Here is a 26,146-nt window from a genome sequence, read left to right on the forward strand (position 1 = left end):
ATTGTAATAATATAATTATTATTATGAATTTATAACAAAGAAATAAATATATATATCAAACTATATCTTATGATTGAAATAGAACATTACTCAACTCTGATTATAATATCAGTGACTATACTATAAAAATTCTAAAACAAATTATAGAAAAAAACATTATTTTTATTATTGATACAGGCAAAGAATTGATTAATACACAAAATATTCTAAGTCTATTCAAAATTAATGCATATATGATTACTGGTAATGTATCTGAAATATATGCTTTACATCAAAAAAAAATATATACTCTGATAATATTAATTAAAGAACTAACTTATGAATTAAGTCAAATAGTTTATTCAGATATAAAAGTTATTACTCAATAATATTATAAAAATAATTGGTATATCAATAAGATTGATGATATTCCATCTAAAATTTTTCAATCTTTTTATACAAATTATCATATATATGAAAAAAATTTCTTTATAAAAATAAGTAGAAAAATATTTTTTACGTCGTGAAATTATTTAAAATTAAATCAATTAAAATTAATCATAATAAAAAATGAAATCAAAAAATTAATGCTATTTTTTATAATATTGGATGTTTAAAATTAATCATTTTAATGTTTCTAAAGGACAAGCGTTAAAATTTTTACTAAAAAAATTAACTTTATCATTTAAAAAATGTATTTCTTTTGAAGATGGGTTCAATAATTATGATATGTTATCTATGTCAGGAATAAGTTTTATTATGAATAATGGAGATAAAAAATTAAAAAATAAATTACCTTTTTAAGTATGATAGATAGTCATAATCATGATGGAATTGAAAAACGTTTAAAAAAATATTTCTCTGAAAAAAAAATGAAGTTATCCTATTTTAATAATGAAAATATAAACACATAAAATTATAATTTTTTAATATAAAAATAATTTTATATAATAATAATTAAAAAAATTTTAACTATTACATTATTTTTAAAAAAATATTACAATAAAATTCAATCATATAATTAAAAATTATCAGAAAAATGTTATTCATATAATGACTCTTCAAACATCTATATACATAATATATAATTAAATTAATATATAATATTTAATTAATTTTTGTGTATCACTGTATTCATATTGATTAAAAAATAAATATATTACAATACAAATTTTAATTTTATCCAAAACATTTTTATAAAAAAAATATATTTTTATACTAGATTTTTTATATAAAAAATATATTGGAGAAAAAAAAATCAAATGAACATTTCTAATACTATTTTAGGTTATCCAAGAATAGGAATAAATAGAGAACTGAAACAAGCACAAGAAAAATATTGGGCAAAAAAAATATCTCAAACAGAATTATTTAAAATAGGAAAAAAACTAAGAAAAACACATTGGGAACAACAAATTAAATTAGGTATTGATTTAATACCGGTAGGTGATTTTGCATGGTACGACCATGTTTTAAGTACAACAATGATGTTAGGTAATATTCCAAAAAGACATCAATACAATAATCATATTATAAATATAGATACTTTATTTCGTATAGCAAGAGGAACTGCTCCAACTGGCCCTAAAACTTCAGCTTCCGAAATGACAAAATGGTTTAACACTAATTATCATTATATTGTTCCTGAATTTATTAAAAATAATACTTTTCAATATCAATGGACTCAATTAATTGATGAATTGGATGAAGCTATATCATATGGTTATAAAGCAAAACCTATTGTTTTAGGTCCTTTAAGCTATTTATGGTTAGGAAAAATCAAAGGAAAACACTTTGATAAATTAGAATTATTAAACAATATTTTACCTATATATCAATTACTTTTAGAAAAAATAAAAAAAAGAAATATTGATTGGGTTCAAATTGATGAACCAATATTATCGTTAGACTTGCCAGAAAGTTGGCTTAATGCATTTTTTTATACTTATAATTTTTTTAATAAAAACAATAAAAATAATATCATATTAACCACTTATTTTGGAGATATAACACATAACTTTGAAACTATTGTTAATTTACCAATACAAGGTTTACATTTAGATTTAATTAATTGTAAAAGTGAATTATATACATTACACAAAAAAATTCCAAAAGATTGGCTATTATCATTAGGAATAATTAATGGAAGAAATATTTGGAAATCTGATTTAATATATTGGTTTCAAAAGATTAAAAAAATATACAATGAACGAAAAAAAATATTTTTAAGTTCATCTTGCTCTTTGTTACATTGTCCAATAGATGTACAATATGAAAAAAAAATAAATACAGAAATTAAAAAATGGTTTGCCTTCTCTGTTCAAAAATGTCATGAATTATTTTTATTAAAAAATGCGTTAAAAGAAGATAATATTGAAAAATTAGTTTCGTGGACACAACCAATTATTGAAAGACATCAATCAAATATCGTCAATGATACAAATGTACAAAATAGAATAAAAAAAAATGTATTATGTATTCCAAAAAGATATAATAAATATTACATACGTTCTTTAGAACAAAAAAAACTATTAAATTTACCCATTCTACCAACAACAACAATTGGTTCTTTTCCTCAAACTAATGCGTTAAGAAAAATAAGAATGGATTTTAAAAATTCAAAAATAAATCAAAATATTTATAATAATGAAATTAAGAAAATAATTAAAAAAAATATAGAAGAACAAGAAAAATTAGGATTAGATGTATTAGTACATGGTGAACCAGAAAGAAATGATATGGTAGAATATTTTGGAGAAAATTTAAATGGTTTTACTTTTACTGAAAATGGATGGGTACAAAGTTATGGATCACGTTGTGTAAAACCTCCTATTATAATAGGAGATGTTAGTAGAAAAAAAGACATTACTGTAAAACTTACAAAATATGCCCAAAGTTTAACAAAAAAACCAATAAAAGGAATGTTAACAGGACCTGTTACAATTTTACAATGGTCATTTCCAAGAGAAGACATTTCTAAAGAAAAAATTGCTACACAATTAGCTTTATCGTTACAAGACGAAGTTTTAGAATTAGAAAAATCAGGAATTAATATTATTCAAATTGATGAACCAGCACTAAGAGAAGGATTACCATTAATTAAAAAAGAATGGGAACCATATCTAAAATGGGCAATAAACGCATTTAAATTAAGTTATTATGGAGTTAAAGATTCTACACAAATTCATACACATATGTGTTACTGTGAGTTTAACGATTTTATGAATGCCATTACTCAATTAGATGCAGATGTTATTACAATAGAAACTTCACGATCTGATATGGAATTATTAGAAATATTTAAAAAATTTCAATATCCAAATGAAATAGGACCAGGAGTATATGACATTCATTCTCCTAATATTCCAACAATAGAATGTATAGAACAACTTTTAAAAAAAGCAATAAATTGTATAGATATAAATCGATTATGGGTTAATCCAGATTGTGGTTTAAAAACTAGAAGTTGGGATGAAACAAAATTATCGATAAAAGCTATGATACAAGCAGCTATTAATATTAGAAATAAATTATAAAAAAATTAAAAATACTAAAAATTTTCTATATTACTTTAAAAGAAGTAATATAGAAAAAAATTCTAAATATCTAATTTTAGATATCATCTTTTTTCATAAAAAAAATATTTAAAAAAAATTAATGTCTAAAATATCTTTTATGAGTAAAAATCATACTCATTCCTAATTTGTTAACTGTTTGAATAACTTCTTGATCTCTTACCGATCCTCCTGGTTGAATAATACATGTCACTCCTTTTAAAAAAGCACTTTCAATAGAGTCTTTAAATGGAAAAAAAGCATCAGATGCTAACACTAAAGAATTAAATTTTTTATCAATTTTATTATTGTTTAATTTTTGATTCGCTAAATTTACTGAATCAATTCTACTAGTTTGCCCCCCTCCAATTGCCAGTGTTTGAAGATTATTCACATAAACAACAGCATTAGATTGAATACACTTAACAACCTTTATAGCAAAAATACAATCTCGCATCTCAAATTGAGATGGATATTTCATACTAACCACAGACCATTCTTTTACATATTTTGTATGACAAACATTGTTAACATTTTGTATTAACATACCCCCATTAATTTGTTTCATTTCATATAATTGGTTATTTATATTATTATTTTTCATATATAAATTATTAACAATTAAAACTCGAATCATTGGTTTATTTTTTAATAAAAAATTACATGCTATTTTAGATATTTCAGGAACAATGATCATTTCTAAAAATTGATTTTTTACTATATATTTTATAGTGTCTATATCTAAAATTTGATTGAAAGCAATTATACCCCCAAACGAGGAAATTGGATCATTACAATAAGCCGATTTATAAGCGTCAAGAATATTTTTTCTGATCGCAATACTACTCGGATTATTATGTTTAACGATAACACAAGTACATTCTCCTAGTTCTCTAAACTCTTTAAGACATTCTAAAGCAGCATTACCATCTAACAAATTGTTATAAGATAATTCTTTACCTTGTATTTTTTTAGAATTTATAATAGAACATTTTTCTAATACATCTTCTTCAATATATAAAGCAGCTTTTTGATGAGGGTTTTCACCATATCTCAAATCCATTTTTTTTTTTAAATATACAGAAAAATTTTCAGGAAAAGAAATATTAATTTTTTCTGAAGTTATTTTTAAAAAATATTTATAAATCACTTTGTCATACAAATAAACATATTTAAAAGCTTTCGCTGCTAATCTTAATTGAATTTTTTCATTACAATCAAAAAATACACGATTATTTTTTTCTTTTAAACAATGATCAATAATAGAATAATCGTTAATATCCGTAATTACCATTACATTTTTATAATTTTTTGATGCTGCTCGAACTAATGCTGGACCTCCAATATCAATATTTTCAATGATTTTAATATCAATATTATTAATTGATTTGCAAATAGGAAAAGAATAAAAATTAACAATAATTAAATTAAATGTAATTAAGTTATAATCTTGAATCACTTGTTTATCTTGAGAATAATCATATAATACACCTCCAAATATTTTTGGATGAAGTGTTTTAATTTTACCATTCATAATTTCAGGAAAATCAATATAATTCGTAATTTTTTCCGATTGAATTCCATTTTTTAATAAAAATTCATAAGTATTTCCAGTAGTAAAAATGTTAAAATCATTTTTTTTTAACTTTTGAGCAATACCAATAATGTTAGTTTTATCAAATACACTAATTAATGCATTATTTTTTTTTAAATATGGCATATTTTAGTTCACTATAATAAGATTATTTTTTTGAAATAAAAATAGATTTTTAAAAAAAAATCTATTTTTAAAAAATTGTTAAAAAATATACATAAACTATTTTATAAATATTCCATCAATAAAAAAACAACAATATAAAAATTTTGACTATTATTTATTCTGAATTAAGGTCAGAATTTAACATTTCTGATAAATTAGCTGATGCCTCTTCAACTGAAGATAACGAAGTAAGACCAATATGATTTTTATTTAATAATTTTTGATCAAATTGACTTTTTCTATATAAAAAACGTTCTTTATGATAAGAATAACCAGTACCTGCTGGTATTAAACGACCAACAATAACATTTTCTTTTAAACCTCTTAAATCATCTTTTTTACCAGCAACTGCTGATTCAGTTAATACACGAGTTGTTTCTTGAAAAGATGCAGCTGATATAAAAGATTCTGTTGCTAAAGATGCTTTTGTAATACCGAGTAAATCTCTATTATAAATTGCTACTTTTTTTCCTAAAAGAGATAATCTTTTATTTTCCATTCTAATTTTAGAAAATTCAACTTGTTCTCCATTTAAAAAATCTGAATCTTCTGATGATATGATCGTTGCTTTTCTCAACATTTGACGTATAATGACCTCGATATGTTTATCATTAATTTTAACTCCTTGTAATCGATATACATCTTGTACTTCATTCACAATATACTGTGTAACTGATTGAACACCTCTCAATCTCAATATATCATGAGAAGATTCAGGACCATCAGATATAATATCTCCTTTTTCTACTCGCTCTCCTTCAAATACATTTAATTGTCTCCATTTTGGAATCATTTCTTCATATGGAAGTATATCACTATCACTTGAAGTAATAATCAAACGTATTTTTCCTTTTGTTTCTTTACCAAAAGAAATAATTCCACTAATTTCAGCTAAAATTGCCAATTCTTTTGGTCTTCTAGCTTCAAATAAATCTGCTACCCTTGGTAACCCCCCAGTAATATCTTTAGTACCAGAAGATTCTTGAGGAATTCTAGCTAAAGTATCACCTACTTTAATACTACTAGAATCACTTATTTGAACTATAGATTTACCAGGTAAAAAATATTGTGCAGATACTTCTGTTCCAGGAAGTAAAACATCGTTTCCATTTTTATCAACAATCTTTAATGCCGGTCGTAAATCTTTTCCTAAAATATTTCTTTCAGATGTTTCTAAAACAATTATTGAAGTTAAACCAGTTAGATCATCTGTTTGTCTGATAATACTTTGTCCATTAATCATGTCAATAAATTTTATAAAACCACTAACTTCAGTAATAATAGGCATCGTATGAGGATCCCACTTAGCAATAATCTCTCCAGAACTTGCTATAGAACCATGTTCTTTTTCAATAATTGCACCATACGGTGTTTTATAACTTTCTTTAACACGTCCATATTCATCAATCATTCTTAATTCTGAATTTCTTGAAGTAATTATTGTTTTTCCAAAAGAATTTTTAACAAATTTAGCACAATGTAATTGTACTTTTCCAGTATGTTTAACTTGTATGTGAGATTCTGTTGCTATTCTAGAAGCTGCTCCTCCAATATGAAAAGTTCTCATAGTTAATTGAGTTCCAGGTTCTCCAATAGATTGAGCAGCTATGACTCCAATAGCTTCACCTTTATTTACTAAACTTCCTCTCGATAAATCTCTACCATAACAATAAGAGCAAACTCCAAAATTTGTTTCACAATGTACAACAGAACGTACTTTTATAATATCAATTGAATTAATTTCTAATAAATCACATAATTCTTCATTTAACATAACATCACATTCAATTAAAATTTGTTTCTTTGATCCAGGTGTATATATTATTTCCGCAGTTACTCTACCTAATACTCTCTCTCTTAAAGGCTCTTTAATATCGCCACCTTCAATAACCGAAGTCATGATTATTCCTTTATTAGTTCCACAATCATCTTCAGTTACTACTAAATCTTGAGCTACATCTACTAATCTTCGTGTTAAATAACCAGAATTAGCTGTTTTTAAAGCTGTATCTGCTAATCCTTTGCGCGCTCCATGAGTAGAAATAAAATATTGTAATACATTTAAACCTTCTCTAAAATTTGCAGTAATGGGGGTTTCAATAATAGAACCATCTGGTTTTGCCATTAAACCTCTCATTCCAGCTAATTGTCTAATTTGTGCTGCAGAACCTCTAGCTCCTGAATCAGCCATCATAAAAATACTATTGAAAGATGTATGTCTTAACAATTCTTGTTTTTCATTATATATATTTTCTGTAGATAAATTGTTCATCATAGCTTTGGCAACTCGTTCATTTGCAACAGACCAAATATCAATTACCTTATTATATCTCTCTCCAGAAGTTACTAATCCAGATTGAAATTGTTCTTGAATTTCAGACACTTCATCTAACGCTTCTGAAATAATTTCATCTTTTTCTTTTGGAATAATCATATCATTAATTCCAACAGATGCTCCTGATTTAGTAGCATAATTAAAACCCGTATACATAATTTGGTCTGCAAATGAAACAGTGGCCTTTAAACCTAGTATTCTATAACATGTATTTAACATATTAGAAATCAACTTTTTACCCAAAACTTGATTAATCATACAAAATGGTAACCCTTTAGGTATAATAATCCACAAAATTGCTCTTCCAATTGTTGTTAAAACTACTCTTTCATATTTTTTAAAAGTACTATCTGTTTTTTTAACATATTCTTTTATTCTTACTTTGACAGAAGCATGTAATTCAGCAATACCCAATTGATATACTTTTTCAGCTTCTGCTATGCTCCCTAAAATCATACCTGTTCCTTTTGCATCTTTTTTCTCTCGTGTCATATAATATAATCCCAATACAACATCTTGAGATGGTACAATAATTGGTTCTCCATTAGCTGGAGAAAGAATATTATTAGTCGACATCATTAAAGCACGAGCTTCTAATTGAGCTTCATCAGTTAAAGGAACATGCACTGCCATTTGATCTCCGTCAAAATCAGCATTATAAGCTGCACATACTAAAGGATGTAACTGTATTGCTTTTCCTTCTATTAAAATAGGCTCAAATGCCTGAATACCTAACCGATGTAAAGTAGGAGCACGATTTAAAAGTACTGCATGCTCTTTTATAACTTCATCTAAAATATCCCATACAATCGGTTCTTCTGTTTCTACCATTTTTTTTGCAGACTTAATGGTATTTGCTAAATTACGCAACTCAAGTTTCCCATATATAAACGGTTTAAATAATTCCAAAGCCATTTTTTTTGGTAAACCACATTGACTTAATCTTAAATATGGTCCCACAGTAATTACTGAACGACCAGAATAATCTACTCTTTTTCCTAATAAATTTTGTCGAAATCTTCCTTGTTTTCCTTTAATCATATCTGCTAAAGATTTTAAAGGTCTTTTATTAGAACCTGTGATCGCTTTTCCTCTACGACCATTATCCAGTAATGCATCTATAGATTCTTGTAACATTCTTTTTTCATTTCTAACAATAATATCTGGTGCGGATAAATCTAATAATCTTTTCAATCTGTTATTTCTGTTAATAACTCTACGATACAAGTCGTTTAAATCTGATGTAGCAAATCTTCCTCCATCTAAAGGTACTAAAGGTCTTAAATCTGGAGGTAAAATAGGTAACACTGTAAGAATCATCCATTCAGGTTTATTAGAAGATTGTAAAAAAGACTCTAATATTTTTATTCTTTTTGTTAATTTTTTACGTTTTGTTTCCGAATGACTAGAATGTAATTCTAATTTTAATTTTTTACATTCTGGTTTAATATTAATACTTTTTAAAAGCAATTGAATTGCTTCTGCCCCCATCTTTGCAGTAAAACTATCTCCAAATTCTTCTAAAGCATTTAAATATTGTTCTTCATTTAAAATTTTTCCTCTATTAAATTTAGTAGTACCTCCATTTATGACAACATAAGACTCAAAATACAGTACCCTTTCAATATCTCTTAAAGGCATATCTAATAATAAACCAATTCGAGAAGGTAAAGACTTTAAAAACCATATATGAGCAATAGGTGCAGCTAATTCAATATGCCCCATTCGGTCTCTTCTCACTTTACTTTGTGTTACTTCAACACCGCATTTTTCACAAATTACTCCTCTATGTTTTAATCTTTTATATTTACCGCATAGGCATTCATAATCTTTCACTGGTCCAAAAATTTTTGCACAAAAAAGTCCGTCTTTTTCAGGTTTGAAAGTACGATAATTAATCGTCTCAGGTTTTTTGACTTCTCCAAAAGACCACGAACGAATGATATCAGGAGAAGATAATGCAATTTTTATTGAATCAAATTCTTCATTTTTATTTTGTATTTGTAGGATTTTTAATAGATCTTTCACAGATTAGTGCTCTCGGAGAAATAGAAAATTTCGAATTGATCTAATTGTGTGTGGAGTGGTGTAAATTAAAAAATTTTTTTATTCATTTTCTAACTCAATGTTAATAGCTAAAGATCGAATTTCTTTTATTAATACATTAAAAGATTCCGGCATACCAGGTTCCATATGATAATTTCCATCTACTATATTTTTATATAATTTTGTTCTTCCGTTAACATCATCAGATTTAACAGTTAACATTTCTTGCAATGTGTAAGAAGCACCATAAGCTTCTAACGCCCAAACTTCCATTTCTCCAAAACGTTGTCCTCCAAATTGTGCTTTTCCTCCTAATGGTTGTTGAGTTACTAAACTATAAGAACCAGTAGATCTAGCGTGCATTTTATCATCAACCAAATGATTTAATTTTAACATATACATATACCCGACAGTGACAGGGCGTTCAAATTTTTCTCCAGTACGTCCATCAAATAATTGAATTTGTCCTGAAGTTGGAAGTCCTGCTAAGTGTAAAAATTTTTTTATTTCTGTTTCTTGTGCTCCATCAAAAACAGGAGAAGCAATTGGCATACCATATTTTAAATTGTTAGCCAATATTATAATTTCTTCATCTGAAAAACAAGTTAAATCAATTTTTTGACGCAAATTAGATCCAATATTATACGCTTCTTGTATAAAATTTCTTAAATCTATGATTTCACTATTTCTTTTCAGAAGTAAATTAATTTTATCTCCAATACCTTTTGCAGCCATACCTAAATGTGTTTCTAATATTTGACCTATATTCATTCTAGATGGTACACCTAATGGATTTAATACAATATCTACAGGAATTCCATGTTCGTCATAGGGCATGTCTTCAACAGGATTAATTTTAGAAATAACTCCTTTATTTCCATGTCTACCAGCCATTTTATCTCCTGTTTGCACGTTTCTTTTCACAGCTAAATATACCTTTACAATTTTTAAAATTCCAGGAGCTAAATCATCTCCTTGAACAATTTTTTTTTGTTGTAGCAATAATTTCTTTTTAAAATTTTTCTTTAAATTATTGTATTGAATAACAAATTGATGTAACATTTCTTTTTTTTCTTCACATTTCAAAGAAATATTTAACCATTTTTCATATGGTAAACTATTTAATAAAATTAAAGAAATACCTTCACTTAAAAGTAATTTTTTTACTCTTAAAAATAAATTAAACTCAAATATTTTTAATTCTTTTTTTAATTTTTTCTGTACATCTTGCAATGCTAATTTTTCAATTTCTAAAGTTCTTGTATCTTTTTTAATTCCATCTCTAGTAAAGATTTGTACATCAATGACCGTTCCAGAAGTTCCATTAGGAACACGTAAAGAAGAATCTTTTACATCTGAAGCTTTTTCACCAAAAATAGCTCTTAATAATTTTTCTTCTGGAGTTAATTGTGTTTCACCTTTAGGGGTAACTTTACCTATTAAAATTTCACCACCAGTAACTTCAGCACCAATATAAACAATTCCAGATTCATCTAATTTTACTAAAGAAGAATCTCCTACATTGGGTATATCTGCCGTTATTTCTTCAGGACCTAGTTTTGTATCACGAGATATACATGACAATTCTTGAATATGTATTGTAGTAAATCGATCTTCTCTAACAATTTTTTCAGAAATTAATATAGAATCCTCAAAATTGTATCCATTCCAAGGCATAAAAGCAACTCGCATATTTTGTCCTAATGCCAATTCTCCTAAATCTGTTGCAGTACCATCAGCAATAATATCACCTTTTTTTACTATATCATTTAAAAAAACACAAGGAATTTGATTAATACAAGTATTTTGATTAGATCTTGCATATTTAGTTAAGTGATAGATATCTATCCCAGATTCATCAACATTCAACATATTTTCATGTACTTTTATAATAATTTTAGAAGCATCTACATATTGTACTATTCCATCTCTTTTATTAACAATTGTAACTCCAGAATCAACTGCTACTACACGCTCCATTCCTGTCCCTATTAATGGTTTTTCAGCTTTTAAAGTAGGAACAGCTTGTCTTTGCATATTTGCACCCATTAATGCTCGATTTGCATCATCATGTTCTAAAAAAGGAATCAAAGAAGCACCAACCGATACAATTTGTTGATTAGATACATCCATATACTGAACTTGATCACAATGAAATAAACCTGACTCCCCTTTATATCTACAAGTAATAAAATCATCAGTAAAAAATCCTGAATCATTTAAATCTGTATTAGCTTGTGCAATAACATAATTACCTTCTTCTATAGCAGATAAATAATGAATGTCATTACTCACTGATCCTAAATGTACTGTACGATAAGGTGTTTCTAAAAAACCATATTTATTAGTTTTTGCATATACCGCTAAAGAATTAATTAAACCGATATTAGGACCTTCTGGAGTTTCTATTGGACATACTCTTCCATAATGTGTTGGATGTACATCTCTTACTTCAAAACCTGCTCTTTCTCGTGTTAAACCTCCAACACCTAATGCAGAAATACGACGTTTATGAGTAATTTCAGATAAAGGATTATTTTGATCCATAAATTGTGATAATTGACTAGATCCAAAAAATTCTTTAATTGCAGCAGAAATAGGTTTAGCATTAATTATATCTTGAGGCATAACAGTTTCAATATCTCCAATAGATAATCGTTCTTTTACTGCTCGTTCCACTCGAACTAATCCTATGCGGAATTGATTTTCTGCCATTTCTCCAATTGATCTTATTCTTCTATTACCTAGATGATCTATATCGTCAATATCCCCTTTACCATTGCGAATATTAATCAGTTTTTTAATTACACCAATAATATCTTTGTGATTTAAAATTCCTAAACCGTCAGATGTAGATTGAAATAAAGAACGATTAAATTTCATTCTACCTACAGGAGATAAATCATATCGTTCTTCATTAAAAAATAAATTATCAAATAAATGTTCTGAAGCTTCTTTTGTTGGAGGTTCTCCTGGTCTCATCATTCTATAAATTTCTATTAATGCAGTTGATTTATCACAAGAAGGATCAATTTTAAGAGTATCAGAAATATAAGGACCATGATCTAAATCATTAGTAAATATTGTTTCAATTTCTTCAAAACCAGATTTTTTAATATTTTGAATGATATCTAATGATAATTCTGTATTCGCAGAAATAATAGTTTCACCTGTAATCGGATGTATATAATCTTTAGCAACAATTTTTTTAAACATATATTCTTCAGGAACAGTAATAATATTGACATTATTCTGTTTTAAATTTTGTATATGTCTAGCTGTAATTCTTTTTCCTTTTTCAACATACTTAATACCTAAATATTCTATATCAAAAGCAGCGGTTTCTCCTCTTAATCTATCTGGAATTAATGCTAATTCAATTGTATTCTGTTTGATATAAAAAACATTTTTTTTAAAAAAAATATCTAATATTTGTTCAGTATTGTAATTTAATGCTCTTAATATAATTGTAACTGGTAATTTTCTTCTTCTATCAATCCGTGCAAATAAATGATCTTTAGGATCAAATTCAAAATCTAACCAAGAGCCACGATATGGAATAATACGAGCATTATATAAGATTTTTCCAGAAGAATGTGTTTTACCTTTATCACTATCAAAAAAAACTCCTGGACTACGATGTAATTGAGATACTACTACTCGCTCTGTTCCATTTACTACAAAAGTTCCAGTGCTCGTCATTAATGGAATTTCTCCCATATATACTTCTTGTTCTTTTATATCTTTTATAGTCGGAGTAAAAGAATCTCTTTCATAAATAATAAGACGTAATTTTACTCTTAAAGGAGCAGAATAAGTTAATCCTCTAATTCTACATTCATGAACCTTAAAAATTTTTTCACCAATACGAAAACTGATATATTGCAATTCAGCAATATTATTATAACTTTTTATCGGAAATACAGAGAGAAAAGCTGAATTTAATCCACATACATTTTTCGAATTTAACTGAATAAAATTTTTAAAAGATTTTTTTTGAATAGCAAGCAGATAAGGTATATTTAAAACTTGAGGTCGTTTTCCAAAATCTTTACGAATTCTTTTTTTTTCAGTATAAGAGTAAACCATTAGGGTTCCTCGTTGGGATGACAAATAAATCTATTAGATATTTTTAAATCGATATATAATCGATATATTACTTGTGAATAAATAATAAAATATTTTTTATAATAAATATTCATTTTTTTGTATACATATTTTTTTTATAAAAATAAAAAACATATTTATAATTTATATTGTAAACATAATTTATAAATATATATTTATATAGTTAAAACACCTTATTTCATGAACTGGTGACTTAAAATAGTGTAGCCACCAGAATCACGAAAAACAAAAAAATTGAAAAATATTTAATTTGTTATTCGAGATGTAATAGCAACCACATATTATTTAATTTCAGATTCAGCACCCGTTTCTTCTAAAATTTTCTTTAATTTTTGAGCATCATCATGATTAATCTTTTCTTTAATAACAGTAGGAGCTGATTCAACAAGATCTTTTGCTTCTTTTAATCCCAAACTAGTTGCAGTACGTACAGCTTTAATGACAGAAACTTTATTTGGTCCAATTTTTTTTAAAAAAACATCAAATTCTGTTTTTTCTTCTTTTTTTAATTGATTAGAACCTTGAACTTGATTCATAGATATTGAAGCAGAAACCCCAAATCTTTTTTCCATCGCTTCAACGAGCTCAACTACATTTTTTACAGACATTTCAGAAATAGATTCTATAATTTGTTCTTTTGTGATAGACATAACAATTATTCCTAAATATAGTGCGTAAATAATTCATGCTCAAAATAGCTAATTAAATTTTTATATTGCAACAATTTTTTTTTGATGATAAATAGCATGTAAAATCCGAACAAATTTTCCTATTGACGCTTCTTGTATAGTAAACATAAAACGCATTATCGATTCTTCATAAGTTGGCATTAAAGCTAATTGAATAATTTCTTCTTTTGAAAGTAATTTTCCTTCAAATGAAGCATGTATAATTTTAAAATTGTTATTACTTAATTCTTCATATTTCTTTAATATTCTCACAGCAGTACCGGGATGTTTCATAGAAAAAGCAATTAAGATTGATCCCTGTAATACAGCATTTAAACATTCAAATTCAGTATTTTGAAAGGCTAGCTTTAACAAAGTATTACGTGTAATATTAATAAAAACATTATTATTAAATGCTTCTTTTCGTAGTTTATTAATTGTATTAACTGATATTTTTTTAAATTCTACTATTACTACCGAAAGCGCTAAATTACTAATTTTATTAATTTTTTGTATAATTTTTTTTTTATCTTCTTGGTTTAACGCCATTGTTTCACTTAACCTCTGAATTTATATTTAAATATAAATTTTTAGTATTTAATAGAGTTGAACTATATACAATATATTTTTATATAAAATTCTGTTTTTCAATCACTCATCTTATAAAAAAAAATAAAAAAATAATTGTCGAAATAAGAATAATAAAAATTTTTTAAGTTAATATTTTTGATTTTTAAGACTATAAATTATTTTTAATTTTTAGTAAAGTAATTTTTTTAAATTAAATGAGAATGATCTAAAATTATCGATATTCCCATTGTAGATGAAAGAATTATTTTTTTTAAAAAAAAACCTTTTGAATGATTAGGTTTATTTTTTTTAATAGATTTTATTAACGTCAAAAAATTTTCTTTTAATTTTATATCAGTAAAATTAGCTTTTCCTATAGTAGCATGTAATATTCCATTTTTATCATTTTTATATTTTATTTGACCTAATTTAGCATTTGTAACAGCTTGAAAAATATTGGTTGTAATTGTTCCTAGTTTTGGATTAGGCATAATACCTCTAGGACCCAAGAAAGAACCAATAGTACTTACCACTTTCATGGCATCAGGAGATGCAATAACAATATCAAAAACTAAATTTTCTTGTTTAATTTTTTGTGCTAATTCTTCCATTCCTACTAAATCAGCTCCCGCTTTATAAGCATCTTGAACACATTTAGTATCCTTAGTAAAAACAGCAACAGTAACATTACGTCCAATACCGTGAGGTAATACAGTTGTACCACGAACATTTTGATCTGTTTTTTTTGGATCAATTCCTAAATGTATAGAAACATCAATACTTTCAACAAATTTTGCTATAGCAGATTTTTTAACAAACAATAAACCTTCATCAAAAGAATATGGTTTTTTTAAATCTATATTTTTTTTTAAATTTCGTATTGTTCTAATTCTTTTATCCATATTATGTCTCTATTGTTATACCCATAGATTTTGCTGTACCTGCAATACAATTTGCCATTTTTTTTATATCATTACCAGTCATATCAGATTTTTTCATTTCTGCAATTTCATATAATTGTTTGTATGAAATAGATCCAATTTTTTTTTCTTTTGGATTATTAGAACCAGCTTTAATATTTAATACTTTTTTTAATAAAGTTGAAGCTGGTGTAGTTTTAGTAATAAAACTAAAAGTTTTATCCGCATACACAGTAATAACAACAGGAACAGGTAAACCTTTTTCAATTTTTTGAGTTTGTGTATTAAATAATTTACAAAATTCCATAATATTCAATCCCTTTTGTCCTAATGCTGGTCCAATAGGAGGACTAGGATTTGCCATCCCCGCAGAAACTTGTAATTTTATATAACCTTGTATTTTTTTTGCCACTATATTTCACCTATATAATAAATTATACAATATAAAAAAATATTAACTTTTTTCCACTTGATCAAAATCTAATTCCACTGGAGTAGATCGACCAAAAATCGATATGGAAACTGTTAATCTATTTTTTTCATAATCTAATTTTTCTACAATACCATTAAAATCAGAAAAAGGACCGTTAATTACACGAATAGTCTCTCCAGGTTCAAATAAAATTTTTGGTCTCGGTTTTTTTTCTAATTGATTTAATTTTATTATAATTTTTTCAACTTCTGCATCACTGATAACAGAAGGACAATCTGAATTACCTCCAACAAAACCCATAACATGAGGAATGCTTTTAACTAAATGCCATGTTTCATTATTCATAATCATATGTATTAATACATATCCTGGAAAAAATTTTTGCTCACTTTTTTTTTTTTGACCTTTTTTAATTTCTATAACTTCTTCTGAAGGTACTAAAACTTTTCCAATAATTGATTCAAGATGATTATTATGAATATATTCTTTAATAGAATTCGCTATTCTATTTTCACAACCAGAAAAAGCTTGTAAAGCATACCAACGTTTTCTTATAGAAACCATTTTTATATCCTCAACATTATTATATAAGAAATTAAATAAAAAGATAAATTATCTAATCCCCATAAAATTAATGAAATAAAGATTGTAATAGCTATTATAATAAATGTAACATATAATGTTTCCCAATAATTTGGGTATACAATTTTTTTCCGTTCATTATTTACAGAATCTATAAAATTCTTCAGTGTTTTTCCTAAATTAGTCATAAAAAAAGACATAAAAAAAACTAATAATCCGAATAAAATACATAAAATATATATATATATATTAGTATGTAAAATATGCAAAACAATACAAGTTAAAAAAAAAGAAATAAAAGACAAACCTTTTAAAAAAAAAGGTATAATCATTTTTTTATTTTTTTTTCTATGATGTCTATTCTTCATATTCTTCCTAAAAAAAATGCTATGGTCAATTATTTTTAAAAATATAAAAATGTAACATTTTAATATTTTTATATTCGTAAAAAATATTAATTTATGATATATATTTATATAATATTTCAAATAATATATAAAATTATATATATTTTACTTTTTTTTAAGAATTTTGAAAAAAATTTTTTTATAGAAAAAGTGTATTGTAAATATGAAATTTGTGTAATATAAAAACAATATATTTGAATTTTTAGATTAGTTATCAACAATATTTATTATTAAATATTTTATATATTTGCTGATACCTAGATTTGAACTAGGGACCTCTTTCTTACCATGAAAGTGCTCTAACCAAAACTGAGCTATATCAGCATTTTATAAAATTTATAAAATTTTATAAAATTTTTATAAAATGATAATATTTATTATTTTATTATAGCGGACAGCGGGAATCGAACCCGCATCATCAGCTTGGAAGGCTAAGGTAATAGCCTTTATACGATGTCCGCAATCTTTTTTGGTGGGAGAAGGATTCGAACCTTCGAAGTCTAACGACGGCAGATTTACAGTCTGCTCCCTTTAACCACTCGGGAATCCCACCTCTCAATTGATTTACAAATGAAAAAAATTATGCCGGCTACCGGAATCGAACTGGTGACCTACTGATTACAAGTCAGTTGCTCTGCCTGCTGAGCTAAGCCGGCCTTAATTATATAAAAAAAATAAAATTTGTACTAAACATAAAATTAACATTTTATATGATAGTATGTTTTTACTGTTTTTTCAAGATTTAATATACATAAATTGTATATTAATTAATATTTTGATAAAAAATATTATTATTTAATAGACTTTTAAAAAAAATCTATATACATAAATGTATACTTTTTTAAAAAATAATACAATAAATTATATTTTTATAAAAAATTTTGAATTATTGTGATAATATCAAATATATTAGTGTATCAAAATACATAAATCATTTATATATCAAAATAATTTTTAAAGGAATCATGTATGATTACAAAACAAAAAATAAAAAAAATATATTATAATGGATTTTCAAATTTATCTGAAAAAATATATTTTTCTTTTGAATTTTTTCCTCCAAAAAATATAGAAAATGACATACAATTAGAAGTTATTGCAAAAAAATTATCTGAATATGAACCTTCATTTTTTTCAATTACATATAGTCCTATTCATAAAAATAGATATCGAACACAAAATATGGCTTTAAAAATACAAAAAATAACAAATATTCCTACCGCTGCTCATTTAACTTGTACAGAAATATCTCAAGAAGATTTAATTACTATTATAAAAAATTATTGGAAGAACGGAATTCACAATATTGTAGCTTTAAGAGGAGATATAATAAATAAAAATTTCAATCAAAATCAAATGTATGCAATAGATTTAGTAAAACTATTGAAAAATATTGCAAATTTTGACATAACAGTTGCTGCATATCCTGAAATGCACCCCGAAGCTATCTCTAAAAAACAAGATTTATTATTTCTAAAACAGAAAATAGAAGCAGGGGCTAATAGAGCAATTACTCAATTTTTTTTCGATGTTGACAAATACTTATATTTTCGAGAACAATGTATAAAAATTGGAATTACAAAAAACATTATACCAGGAATTTTGCCTATAAAAAATTTATTACAATTAAAAAAATTTTCTAAATTAACTAATGTACATATTCCAAAAGATATACATGAAATTTTTAATACAAAAAATAACAATAACAACGAATATAATAATATTATTGGATCTATTTTTACTTTTTGTATTATAAAAAAATTATATCAAGAAGGTGTACGTCATTTTCATTTTTATACATTAAATGATTTTATAACTATTACTGCTATGTGTAATTTATTAAAAAATATTAATGCTATAAATTAATTAAAACTTAGTAAAAAATTAATATTAATAAAATATATATAATATTTAAAAACAAAATTTATGAATTAAAGAAGAAAAAATTGTATGTGTGGGGATAATATATTTCATATCAATAAATTCATTGACTTGATGTGCTTGCTTAATACAACCAGGTCCTAAAATGATAGTAGGGAAAATAGAATTTAAAAACGGTGCTTCAGTACAGTAATCTTCAAAAATACTTTTTTTTGATATAGTATTTTTAACTTTTTTTAACAAATCGTAATTTTTAAATTGATAATACGGAATACCATCATATATATCTTTTAATTTAATTTTAATGTTCCATTTTTTTTCTACTAATATTAAAGATTTTTTTAATAAAAAATTAATTTTTTTAATAGAAAAAGAAGATATAAATCTAATATCTAATTCTAAAATACATGAAGCACAAATTTTATTTGGAGCGTCACCTCCTTGAATACAACCAAAATTCATAGTAGAATAAGGTACTTTAAAATTTAAGTCTAAATTTTTTTTCAAAAAATTTTTGAAACACATTAAAACACCAATCACTTCATACATAATCTCAATACTATTTTTTTCTTGATCTGGATTACTTGAATGAGCTGAAAGAGTTGTTATTTGAATTTTTTTACATATATAACCTTTATGAGATTGTACTATTTGAAGATTAGTAGGTTCACCTATAATAGACAATTCTGGTTTAATACAAGTATTTTGAGAAAAATATTTTACTCCTTGCATAGAAGTTTCTTCATCTGCAGTAGCCAATATATATAATGGTTTTTTTATATTTTTTAAATTCATAATTGTAATTAAACTAATAATACATGCAAAAAAACCCTTCATATCTGTTGTTCCTAAACCATATAATTTATTATTTTTTTTTATTAATTTAAAGGGATTATAATTCCACAAAAATTCATCGCATGGAACTGTATCTGTATGACCAGATAATAATAAACCTCCTTCAGATTTTATTTGATGATTCTTTGTACAAGCTAATAAATTAAATTTTTCATTACTATTCGGAATTTTTGTTATATCAATTTCAAAATTCAAATCATATAAATAATTTGCAATAACTTCAACACATTTTTTATTACTACAATCGTACTTTAAATTATTAGAACTCACTGTTGAAATACTAACTAGTGATTTCAAAATCTCTATGAAATGTTGATGTCTTTTTATCATATTTATATATTTATTATTATATTGTAGATCAATTTTATCATTAAAAAATAAATAAAAAAAATTTTATAATACAAAATATAAAATTTTTCCAAATAAGGTATTTTGAATGTTAAAAATATTAATAATTGGGGCAAGTGGTTATGTTGGAGTAGAATTAGCCATTTATTTATCGAAACATCCTAAAGTGAGTAACATTACTTTATCTGTTTCAAAAAATAGTAAGGATGCTCATTTTACTATTGACAAAATACATAAAAAATTAAAAAACATCATAAATTTAAAATTAGAACCTTTAATAAAACCAGAAAAATTTGCAAAAAATGTTGACGTCGTTTTTTTTGCCACTGATCATATAGTTAGTCACACATTAGTTCCTCTTTTTCTTTCCTATAAATGTATAGTATTTGATCTTTCTGGAGCATTTAGAATAAAAAAAAAAGAAATATATACACAATTTTATAATTTTCAACATCAGCATCCTGAGCTATTAAATTCCGCAATATATGGATTAGCAGAATTTGTAAATGTTAACGAAATAAAAAAAAAATCGTTAATTGCTATCCCAGGATGTTACCCTACAGCAATACAAATTGGACTAAAACCATTAGTTTTATCAAACTTATTAGACTTAAATTATTTACCTGTAGTAAATGCAATAAGTGGAATTAGTGGTGCAGGTAAAAATCCTCCATTTAAAAATAGTTCTTGTGAAACCGGTTTAACTCCTTATAAATTATTTCAACATCGACATCAACCTGAAATAGAAACTCATTTAGGAATACCAATTATATTTAATCCTCATCTAGGAAGTTTTTGTAGAGGAATTATTGCAACAATAACATGTCGTTTAAAGAAAAAAATACAAAAACAAAAAATTTTTCAAACATACTATAATTATTATTCAAATAAACCTTTAATACGTTTATATGAAGATAATATACCTAATTTAATTTCTGTTATTGGATTACCTTTTTGTGATCTTGGGTTTATTACAAAAAAACAATATATTGTTATAGTAGTCACTGAAGACAATTTATTAAAAGGAGCTGCTTCTCAAGCAATTCAATGTTTTAATATAAAATTTGGAAGTATTGAAACTACATCTTTAATTTAAACTTCTTGGAAACATTATGAATGAATAATATAATTATTAAATTTGGCGGCATTTTTTTAAAGAAACAGCAATTTATAAATAATTTTTTTTCAATTTTAAATTCTAATCAATCCGTACTCAAAAACAAAAAAATTATAATCATCCATGGAGGAGGTTGTTTAGTAGATGATTTAATGAATCGTTTATCAATACCAATAAAAAAAAAAGAAGGAATAAGAATCACAGATGAAAATAATATTGATTTAATTACAGGAGTCTTATCAGGCACAGCTAACAAAATAATCCTTTCTCAAGCAAAAAAAAATAATATTAATGCAGTAGGATTATGTTTATCTGATGGAGATAGTGTAATCATAAAAAAAACTACAGATGTAAAATTAGGATATGTAGGAATACCACATCCTGGAAATCCATTTTTTTTACAGTTATTATGCCAAAATAATCTTCTTCCAATTATTAATTCAATAGGAATTACGAAATCTGGCAATATAATGAATGTTAACGCTGATCTTGCAGCAACAGCGTTAGCTTGTAGTCTAAATGCTAATTTAATTTTTCTTTCGGATGTTTCTGCAGTATTAGATGGAAAAGGAAAAAGAATTAAAAAAATTAATCAAAAAGAAATAAAAAATTTAATTCAACAAGGAATTATACAAAACGGAATGATAATTAAAGTACAAGCAGCATTAAATGCTTCCATAATATTAAAAAAATCAATTGAAATAGCTAGTTATAATGATAAAAACTTAGATCAATTACTATTTAAAAATCATTCCATTGGAACTACAATAATTCCTTAATTTAATCAACGTACATTTAAAAATCACTAAATTCTCGGATATATTGCATATGAATAAAAATAATAAAAAAAAAGTAGTTTTAGCATATTCTGGTGGATTAGATACGTCAGCTATTATCCCTTGGATTAAAGAAAAATATAAGTTTGAAGTTATCGCTTTTATAGCTGATATTGGTCAATCTGAACAAGATTTAATACAAATTAAAAAAAAAGCATTACAATCAGGAGCAATTAGTGCTTATGTTTATGATTTAAAAGAAGAGTTTGTAAAAAAATATATATATCCTGTATTGCATACTGGAGCTTTATACGAAGGTGAATATTTACTAGGAACAGCAATGGCACGCCCTATCATTGCTAAAAAACAAATTGAATTAGCGTTACAATTAAATGCTCATGCTTTATGTCATGGAGCTACTGGAAAAGGAAATGATCAAGTACGATTTGAAAATGTTTATACAACATTCGCTCCACAACTACAAATCATTGCACCATGGAGAGAATGGGATTTAAATTCTCGTTCGGATATCATTAATTATTTAAAAAAAAAAAATATTCCAACCGAAATTACTTTTAAAAAAATATATAGTCGAGATGAAAATATTTGGCATGTTTCTACAGAAGGTGGAATACTAGAAAATATATGGAATCAACCAAAAAAAGATTGTTGGTGTTGGACTACTGATCCTATTTTAGCTCCTAATACTCCAGAAGAAATTCATTTAAAAATAAAAAACGGTTACATTATTTCTATAAATGAAAAAAAATATTCTTATTTGAAATCTTTAAAAAAATTAAATCAAATCGGATCAAAACATGGAATAGGGAGAATTGATATTGTAGAAAATAGATTGATTGGAATGAAATCTAGAGGATGTTATGAAACTCCAGGTGGTTCTATCATAGTAAAAGCATTACAATCTTTAGATCAATTAATATTAGATAGAGAAAGTTTAAAATGGAAAAAACAAGTAGGTTTAGAAATGTCATATACAGTGTATGATGGAAAATGGTTTTCTCCTTTAAATCAATCATTAATAGATTCAATGAAATCATTTACAAAAAGAATGACTGGTGAAATAGTTATACAATTATTTAAAGGTAATATTACTGTTTTAAAAAAAAAATCTCCATATTCTCTTTATTCAGAAACATATGCTTCTTTTGAAGATAATAAAAATTATAATCATACTGATGCACAAGGATTTATTCGTATTTTTACATTACCTGCTAAAATTAGAGCATTAAAAAATAAAAATAAAAATTAAAATTTAATTGCTATAATTTATTCAAATATAAACATATATTTAATTTTTATTTTGATAAAAGGAAAAAAAATTATGAATTTATGGGGAGGTAGATTTTCAAATTCCACAAATAAGCTTTTTGAAGAATTTAATAAATCTATTCATTTCGATTATATTTTAGCAAAAGAAGATATTATTTCTTCTATTATGTGGTCAAAAACTTTAAAAAAAAGAAATATCATTACTTTAGAAGAACAAATAAAAATTGAAAAAACATTAACTATAATATTAACATCTGTAAAAAAAAATATTAATAAAATTGCATTAAGTAATAGTGAAGATATACATTCATGGGTTGAAAAAAAAATTGTTGAAAAATTAGGTATATTAGGAAAAAAATTACACACAGGTAGAAGTAGAAATGAACAAGTGACTACAGATTTAAAATTATGGTGTCGATTTCAAGTTAAAGAATTAATAAAAATTATTTATACATTCAAAAAAAAATTAATTAAAAAAGCTGAAAAAAATATAGATATTATTATGCCAGGTTATACACATTTACAAAGAGCACAACCTATACGGTTTTCTCATTGGTGTCTAGCATATTATGAAATGCTTACAAGAGATGTATATCGATTAAAAGATTCGTTAATTCGTTTAAACACATGTCCATTAGGTTCAGGAGCTTTAGCTGGAAATAGTTGGAGTATTGACCGATTTCAATTATCTAAAAATTTAGACTTTATAAACCCAACTAACAATAGTTTAGATTCAGTTTCAGATAGAGATTATGTAGTAGAAATTTTATCTAATGCTTCCATAAGCATGTCACATTTATCAAGATTTGCAGAAGATTTAATTTTTTTTAATTCAGGTGAAGCTAATTATGTTACTTTTTCAGATTCCATAACGTCTGGATCATCTTTAATGCCTCAAAAAAAAAATCCCGACATATTAGAAATAATAAGATCTAAATGTGGAAGAGTATATGGTTCACTAATAAGTATATTAGTTGTACTAAAAGGTTTGCCATTAGCATATAACAAAGATTTACAAGAAGATAAAGAAGGATTATTTGATGCTATAAAAACATGGAAAGATTGTTTAATTATGTCTACATTAGTAATAAAAAAAGTACAAGTTAATGATAAGGTATGTTATCAATCAGCAAAAAAAAGTTATAGTAATGCTACAGAATTAGCCAATTATCTTGTGTCAAAAGGTATAGCTTTTCGTGATGCTCATCATATTACTGGAAAAATAGTGTTAAAAGCTATTGAAAAGAAATTATCATTAGATAATTTAGATTTAAAAATATTTCAAAAATTTTGCCCTTTAATTCAAAAAGATGTATTTCATTATATTTCTATAAAAAATTCTATAGAAAAATATAAATCTCATGGAGGAACTTCTAAAGAACAAGTTTTAATTGCAATATATAATGCAAAAAAACAGATATTGTAAAATTTAAATTAGATATAGTATTATTTAAATAATTCAATAATATTGAATTATTTAATTCTATTGTACTTTCACATGTATGTAAATAATTATTGAAATTATTCTATAATAATAATTACTATAATTAATATTTTCATTAAAAATTCGGAAACATTCCATGTACAATTTTAATTTAAATTATATTTGGTTTAAAATAAAAAAAGAAATATATTCTATTTTAGAAAAAGAAAAAGAATTAAAAAATTTTTATCAAATAAATTTACTGAATCATGATAGTATATTTGATTCATTAATACATATTATATCAAATAAATTAAAAACAAATACTTTTACCACTCAAAACATGAAAAATATTATTCAATCTATTGAATCTTATCGTTCAATATTAGAATATAAAATAAAAAAAGATTTACAATATATTATTCATCACGATCCAGTTGTAAGAAATTATCATGTTCCACTATTATATTTTAAAGGTTTTCATGCATTACAAGCATATCGAATTAGTAATATTTTATGGAATCAAAATAGAATATCTTTAGCATTATATTTACAAAACCAAATTTCTACTATTTTTTCAGTGGATATACATCCAGCTGCAAAAATTGGAAGTGGAATAATGTTAGATCACGCCACTGGAATTGTTATAGGAGAAACTACTATTATTGAAGATAATGTTTCTATTTTACATTCTGTTACTTTAGGAGGTAAACATGCACTACCTGGAAATAGACATCCAAAAATCAAAAAAGGAGTAATCATTGGGGCAGGAGCAAAAATTATTGGAAATATAGAAATTGGAACTCATTCTATTATAGGAGCTGGATCAGTAGTATTAAATACAGTAAAACCGTACTCCATTGTTGCAGGCATTCCTGCAAAAATAATTGGTACAACATTACAAAAAAATAATGTTAAAACAAATAAAATTAATTTTTTTCAAAAAAAACATTATTTATCAAAATATAAACAAGAAAAATTTAATAACGGATCAGGTATTTAATACAAAATACATTTTTAATAAAAATAAAGCTCCCAATTTTGAGGAAGCTTTACTCCTTTTAAACAAAATTTA

The 26,146-nt window shown here is 25.0% G+C and carries 18 protein-coding genes, 4 tRNA genes and 1 pseudogene; 9 read left to right on the forward strand and 14 right to left on the reverse strand.

Annotated features, from left to right (window positions below; genetic code table 11):
• Positions 1-95: 95 nt before the first annotated feature.
• From D9V80_RS02500 to metE, 3 genes and pseudogenes are all read left to right on the forward strand, one after another.
• Positions 96-368: pseudogene (locus D9V80_RS02500) on the forward strand (HAD hydrolase family protein); the annotation flags it as partial.
• A gap of 220 nt (positions 369-588) precedes the next feature.
• Positions 589-783 carry an HAD hydrolase family protein gene (locus tag D9V80_RS00135; RefSeq protein ID WP_158353037.1) on the forward strand — a complete coding sequence of 65 codons (195 nt, stop codon included), beginning with the start codon at positions 589-591 and terminating at the stop codon, positions 781-783.
• Positions 784-1,241: 458 nt separating this feature from the next.
• A complete protein-coding gene (gene metE / locus D9V80_RS00140) occupies positions 1,242-3,515 on the forward strand; it encodes a 5-methyltetrahydropteroyltriglutamate--homocysteine S-methyltransferase (RefSeq protein ID WP_158353039.1) in 2,274 nt (757 codons plus the stop codon).
• 118 nt (positions 3,516-3,633) lie between these two features.
• Here metE and purH read toward each other — a convergent pair whose 3' ends face one another.
• The 13 genes from purH to D9V80_RS00205 form a co-directional block, all read right to left on the reverse strand.
• Entirely contained in the window at positions 3,634-5,253 is a 1,620-nt protein-coding gene (gene purH, locus D9V80_RS00145; RefSeq protein WP_158353041.1) for a bifunctional phosphoribosylaminoimidazolecarboxamide formyltransferase/IMP cyclohydrolase, read from the reverse strand.
• A 154-nt stretch (positions 5,254-5,407) separates the two neighbouring features.
• A complete protein-coding gene (rpoC, locus tag D9V80_RS00150) occupies positions 5,408-9,655 on the reverse strand; it encodes a DNA-directed RNA polymerase subunit beta' (RefSeq protein WP_158353043.1) in 4,248 nt (1,415 codons plus the stop codon).
• A gap of 78 nt (positions 9,656-9,733) precedes the next feature.
• Entirely contained in the window at positions 9,734-13,762 is a 4,029-nt protein-coding gene (gene rpoB / locus D9V80_RS00155; protein WP_158353046.1) for a DNA-directed RNA polymerase subunit beta, read from the reverse strand.
• Positions 13,763-14,082: 320 nt separating this feature from the next.
• Positions 14,083-14,451, reverse strand: coding sequence for a 50S ribosomal protein L7/L12 (gene rplL / locus D9V80_RS00160; protein WP_158353048.1), 369 nt, complete (start codon positions 14,449-14,451; stop codon positions 14,083-14,085).
• A gap of 60 nt (positions 14,452-14,511) precedes the next feature.
• The gene (gene rplJ / locus D9V80_RS00165; RefSeq protein WP_158353050.1) at positions 14,512-15,018 is read right to left on the reverse strand and encodes a 50S ribosomal protein L10; all 507 of its coding nucleotides are present in this window, start codon (positions 15,016-15,018) and stop codon (positions 14,512-14,514) included.
• A 227-nt stretch (positions 15,019-15,245) separates the two neighbouring features.
• Complete coding sequence (gene rplA, locus D9V80_RS00170) at positions 15,246-15,941, reverse strand: 50S ribosomal protein L1 (protein ID WP_158353052.1); 696 nt, start codon at positions 15,939-15,941, stop codon at positions 15,246-15,248.
• Between the two features lies 1 nt (position 15,942).
• Positions 15,943-16,371, reverse strand: a complete 429-nt coding sequence (gene rplK / locus D9V80_RS00175) for a 50S ribosomal protein L11 (protein WP_158353054.1) — start codon at positions 16,369-16,371, stop codon at positions 15,943-15,945.
• 42 nt (positions 16,372-16,413) lie between these two features.
• Positions 16,414-16,956, reverse strand: coding sequence for a transcription termination/antitermination protein NusG (gene nusG / locus D9V80_RS00180; RefSeq protein ID WP_158353057.1), 543 nt, complete (start codon positions 16,954-16,956; stop codon positions 16,414-16,416).
• A gap of 2 nt (positions 16,957-16,958) precedes the next feature.
• Complete coding sequence (secE, locus tag D9V80_RS02515; protein ID WP_158353059.1) at positions 16,959-17,342, reverse strand: preprotein translocase subunit SecE; 384 nt, start codon at positions 17,340-17,342, stop codon at positions 16,959-16,961.
• A 287-nt stretch (positions 17,343-17,629) separates the two neighbouring features.
• Positions 17,630-17,705: transfer RNA gene (locus D9V80_RS00190), tRNA-Thr, on the reverse strand.
• Between the two features lie 65 nt (positions 17,706-17,770).
• Positions 17,771-17,842 (reverse strand) — tRNA-Gly (locus tag D9V80_RS00195).
• A gap of 9 nt (positions 17,843-17,851) precedes the next feature.
• Positions 17,852-17,934, reverse strand: a tRNA-Tyr gene (locus D9V80_RS00200).
• 30 nt (positions 17,935-17,964) lie between these two features.
• A tRNA-Thr gene (locus D9V80_RS00205) sits at positions 17,965-18,037 on the reverse strand.
• A 313-nt stretch (positions 18,038-18,350) separates the two neighbouring features.
• Here D9V80_RS00205 and D9V80_RS00210 point away from each other — a divergent pair.
• Positions 18,351-19,247, forward strand: coding sequence for a methylenetetrahydrofolate reductase (locus tag D9V80_RS00210; RefSeq protein WP_158353061.1), 897 nt, complete (start codon positions 18,351-18,353; stop codon positions 19,245-19,247).
• 45 nt (positions 19,248-19,292) lie between these two features.
• Here D9V80_RS00210 and argE read toward each other — a convergent pair whose 3' ends face one another.
• Positions 19,293-20,447 carry an acetylornithine deacetylase gene (gene argE, locus D9V80_RS00215; protein WP_158353063.1) on the reverse strand — a complete coding sequence of 385 codons (1,155 nt, stop codon included), beginning with the start codon at positions 20,445-20,447 and terminating at the stop codon, positions 19,293-19,295.
• 106 nt (positions 20,448-20,553) lie between these two features.
• On the opposite strand from argE, the gene argC reads away from it, so the two are divergent.
• From argC to cysE, 5 genes are all read left to right on the forward strand, one after another.
• Entirely contained in the window at positions 20,554-21,561 is a 1,008-nt protein-coding gene (gene argC / locus D9V80_RS00220; protein WP_158353066.1) for an N-acetyl-gamma-glutamyl-phosphate reductase, read from the forward strand.
• Between the two features lie 20 nt (positions 21,562-21,581).
• Positions 21,582-22,361 carry an acetylglutamate kinase gene (gene argB, locus D9V80_RS00225; RefSeq protein WP_158353068.1) on the forward strand — a complete coding sequence of 260 codons (780 nt, stop codon included), beginning with the start codon at positions 21,582-21,584 and terminating at the stop codon, positions 22,359-22,361.
• 49 nt (positions 22,362-22,410) lie between these two features.
• Positions 22,411-23,628, forward strand: a complete 1,218-nt coding sequence (locus D9V80_RS00230) for an argininosuccinate synthase (protein ID WP_158353071.1) — start codon at positions 22,411-22,413, stop codon at positions 23,626-23,628.
• A 72-nt stretch (positions 23,629-23,700) separates the two neighbouring features.
• Positions 23,701-25,074 carry an argininosuccinate lyase gene (argH, locus tag D9V80_RS00235; protein WP_158353073.1) on the forward strand — a complete coding sequence of 458 codons (1,374 nt, stop codon included), beginning with the start codon at positions 23,701-23,703 and terminating at the stop codon, positions 25,072-25,074.
• A gap of 154 nt (positions 25,075-25,228) precedes the next feature.
• Positions 25,229-26,074: a serine O-acetyltransferase gene (cysE, locus tag D9V80_RS00240; RefSeq protein WP_158353075.1), complete on the forward strand. Its 846-nt coding sequence runs from the start codon at positions 25,229-25,231 to the stop codon at positions 26,072-26,074.
• Positions 26,075-26,146 lie beyond the last annotated feature (72 nt).

The organism is Buchnera aphidicola (Thelaxes californica) (assembly GCF_005080825.1).
GTDB classification, from domain to species: domain Bacteria; phylum Pseudomonadota; class Gammaproteobacteria; order Enterobacterales; family Enterobacteriaceae; genus Buchnera_I; species Buchnera_I aphidicola_V.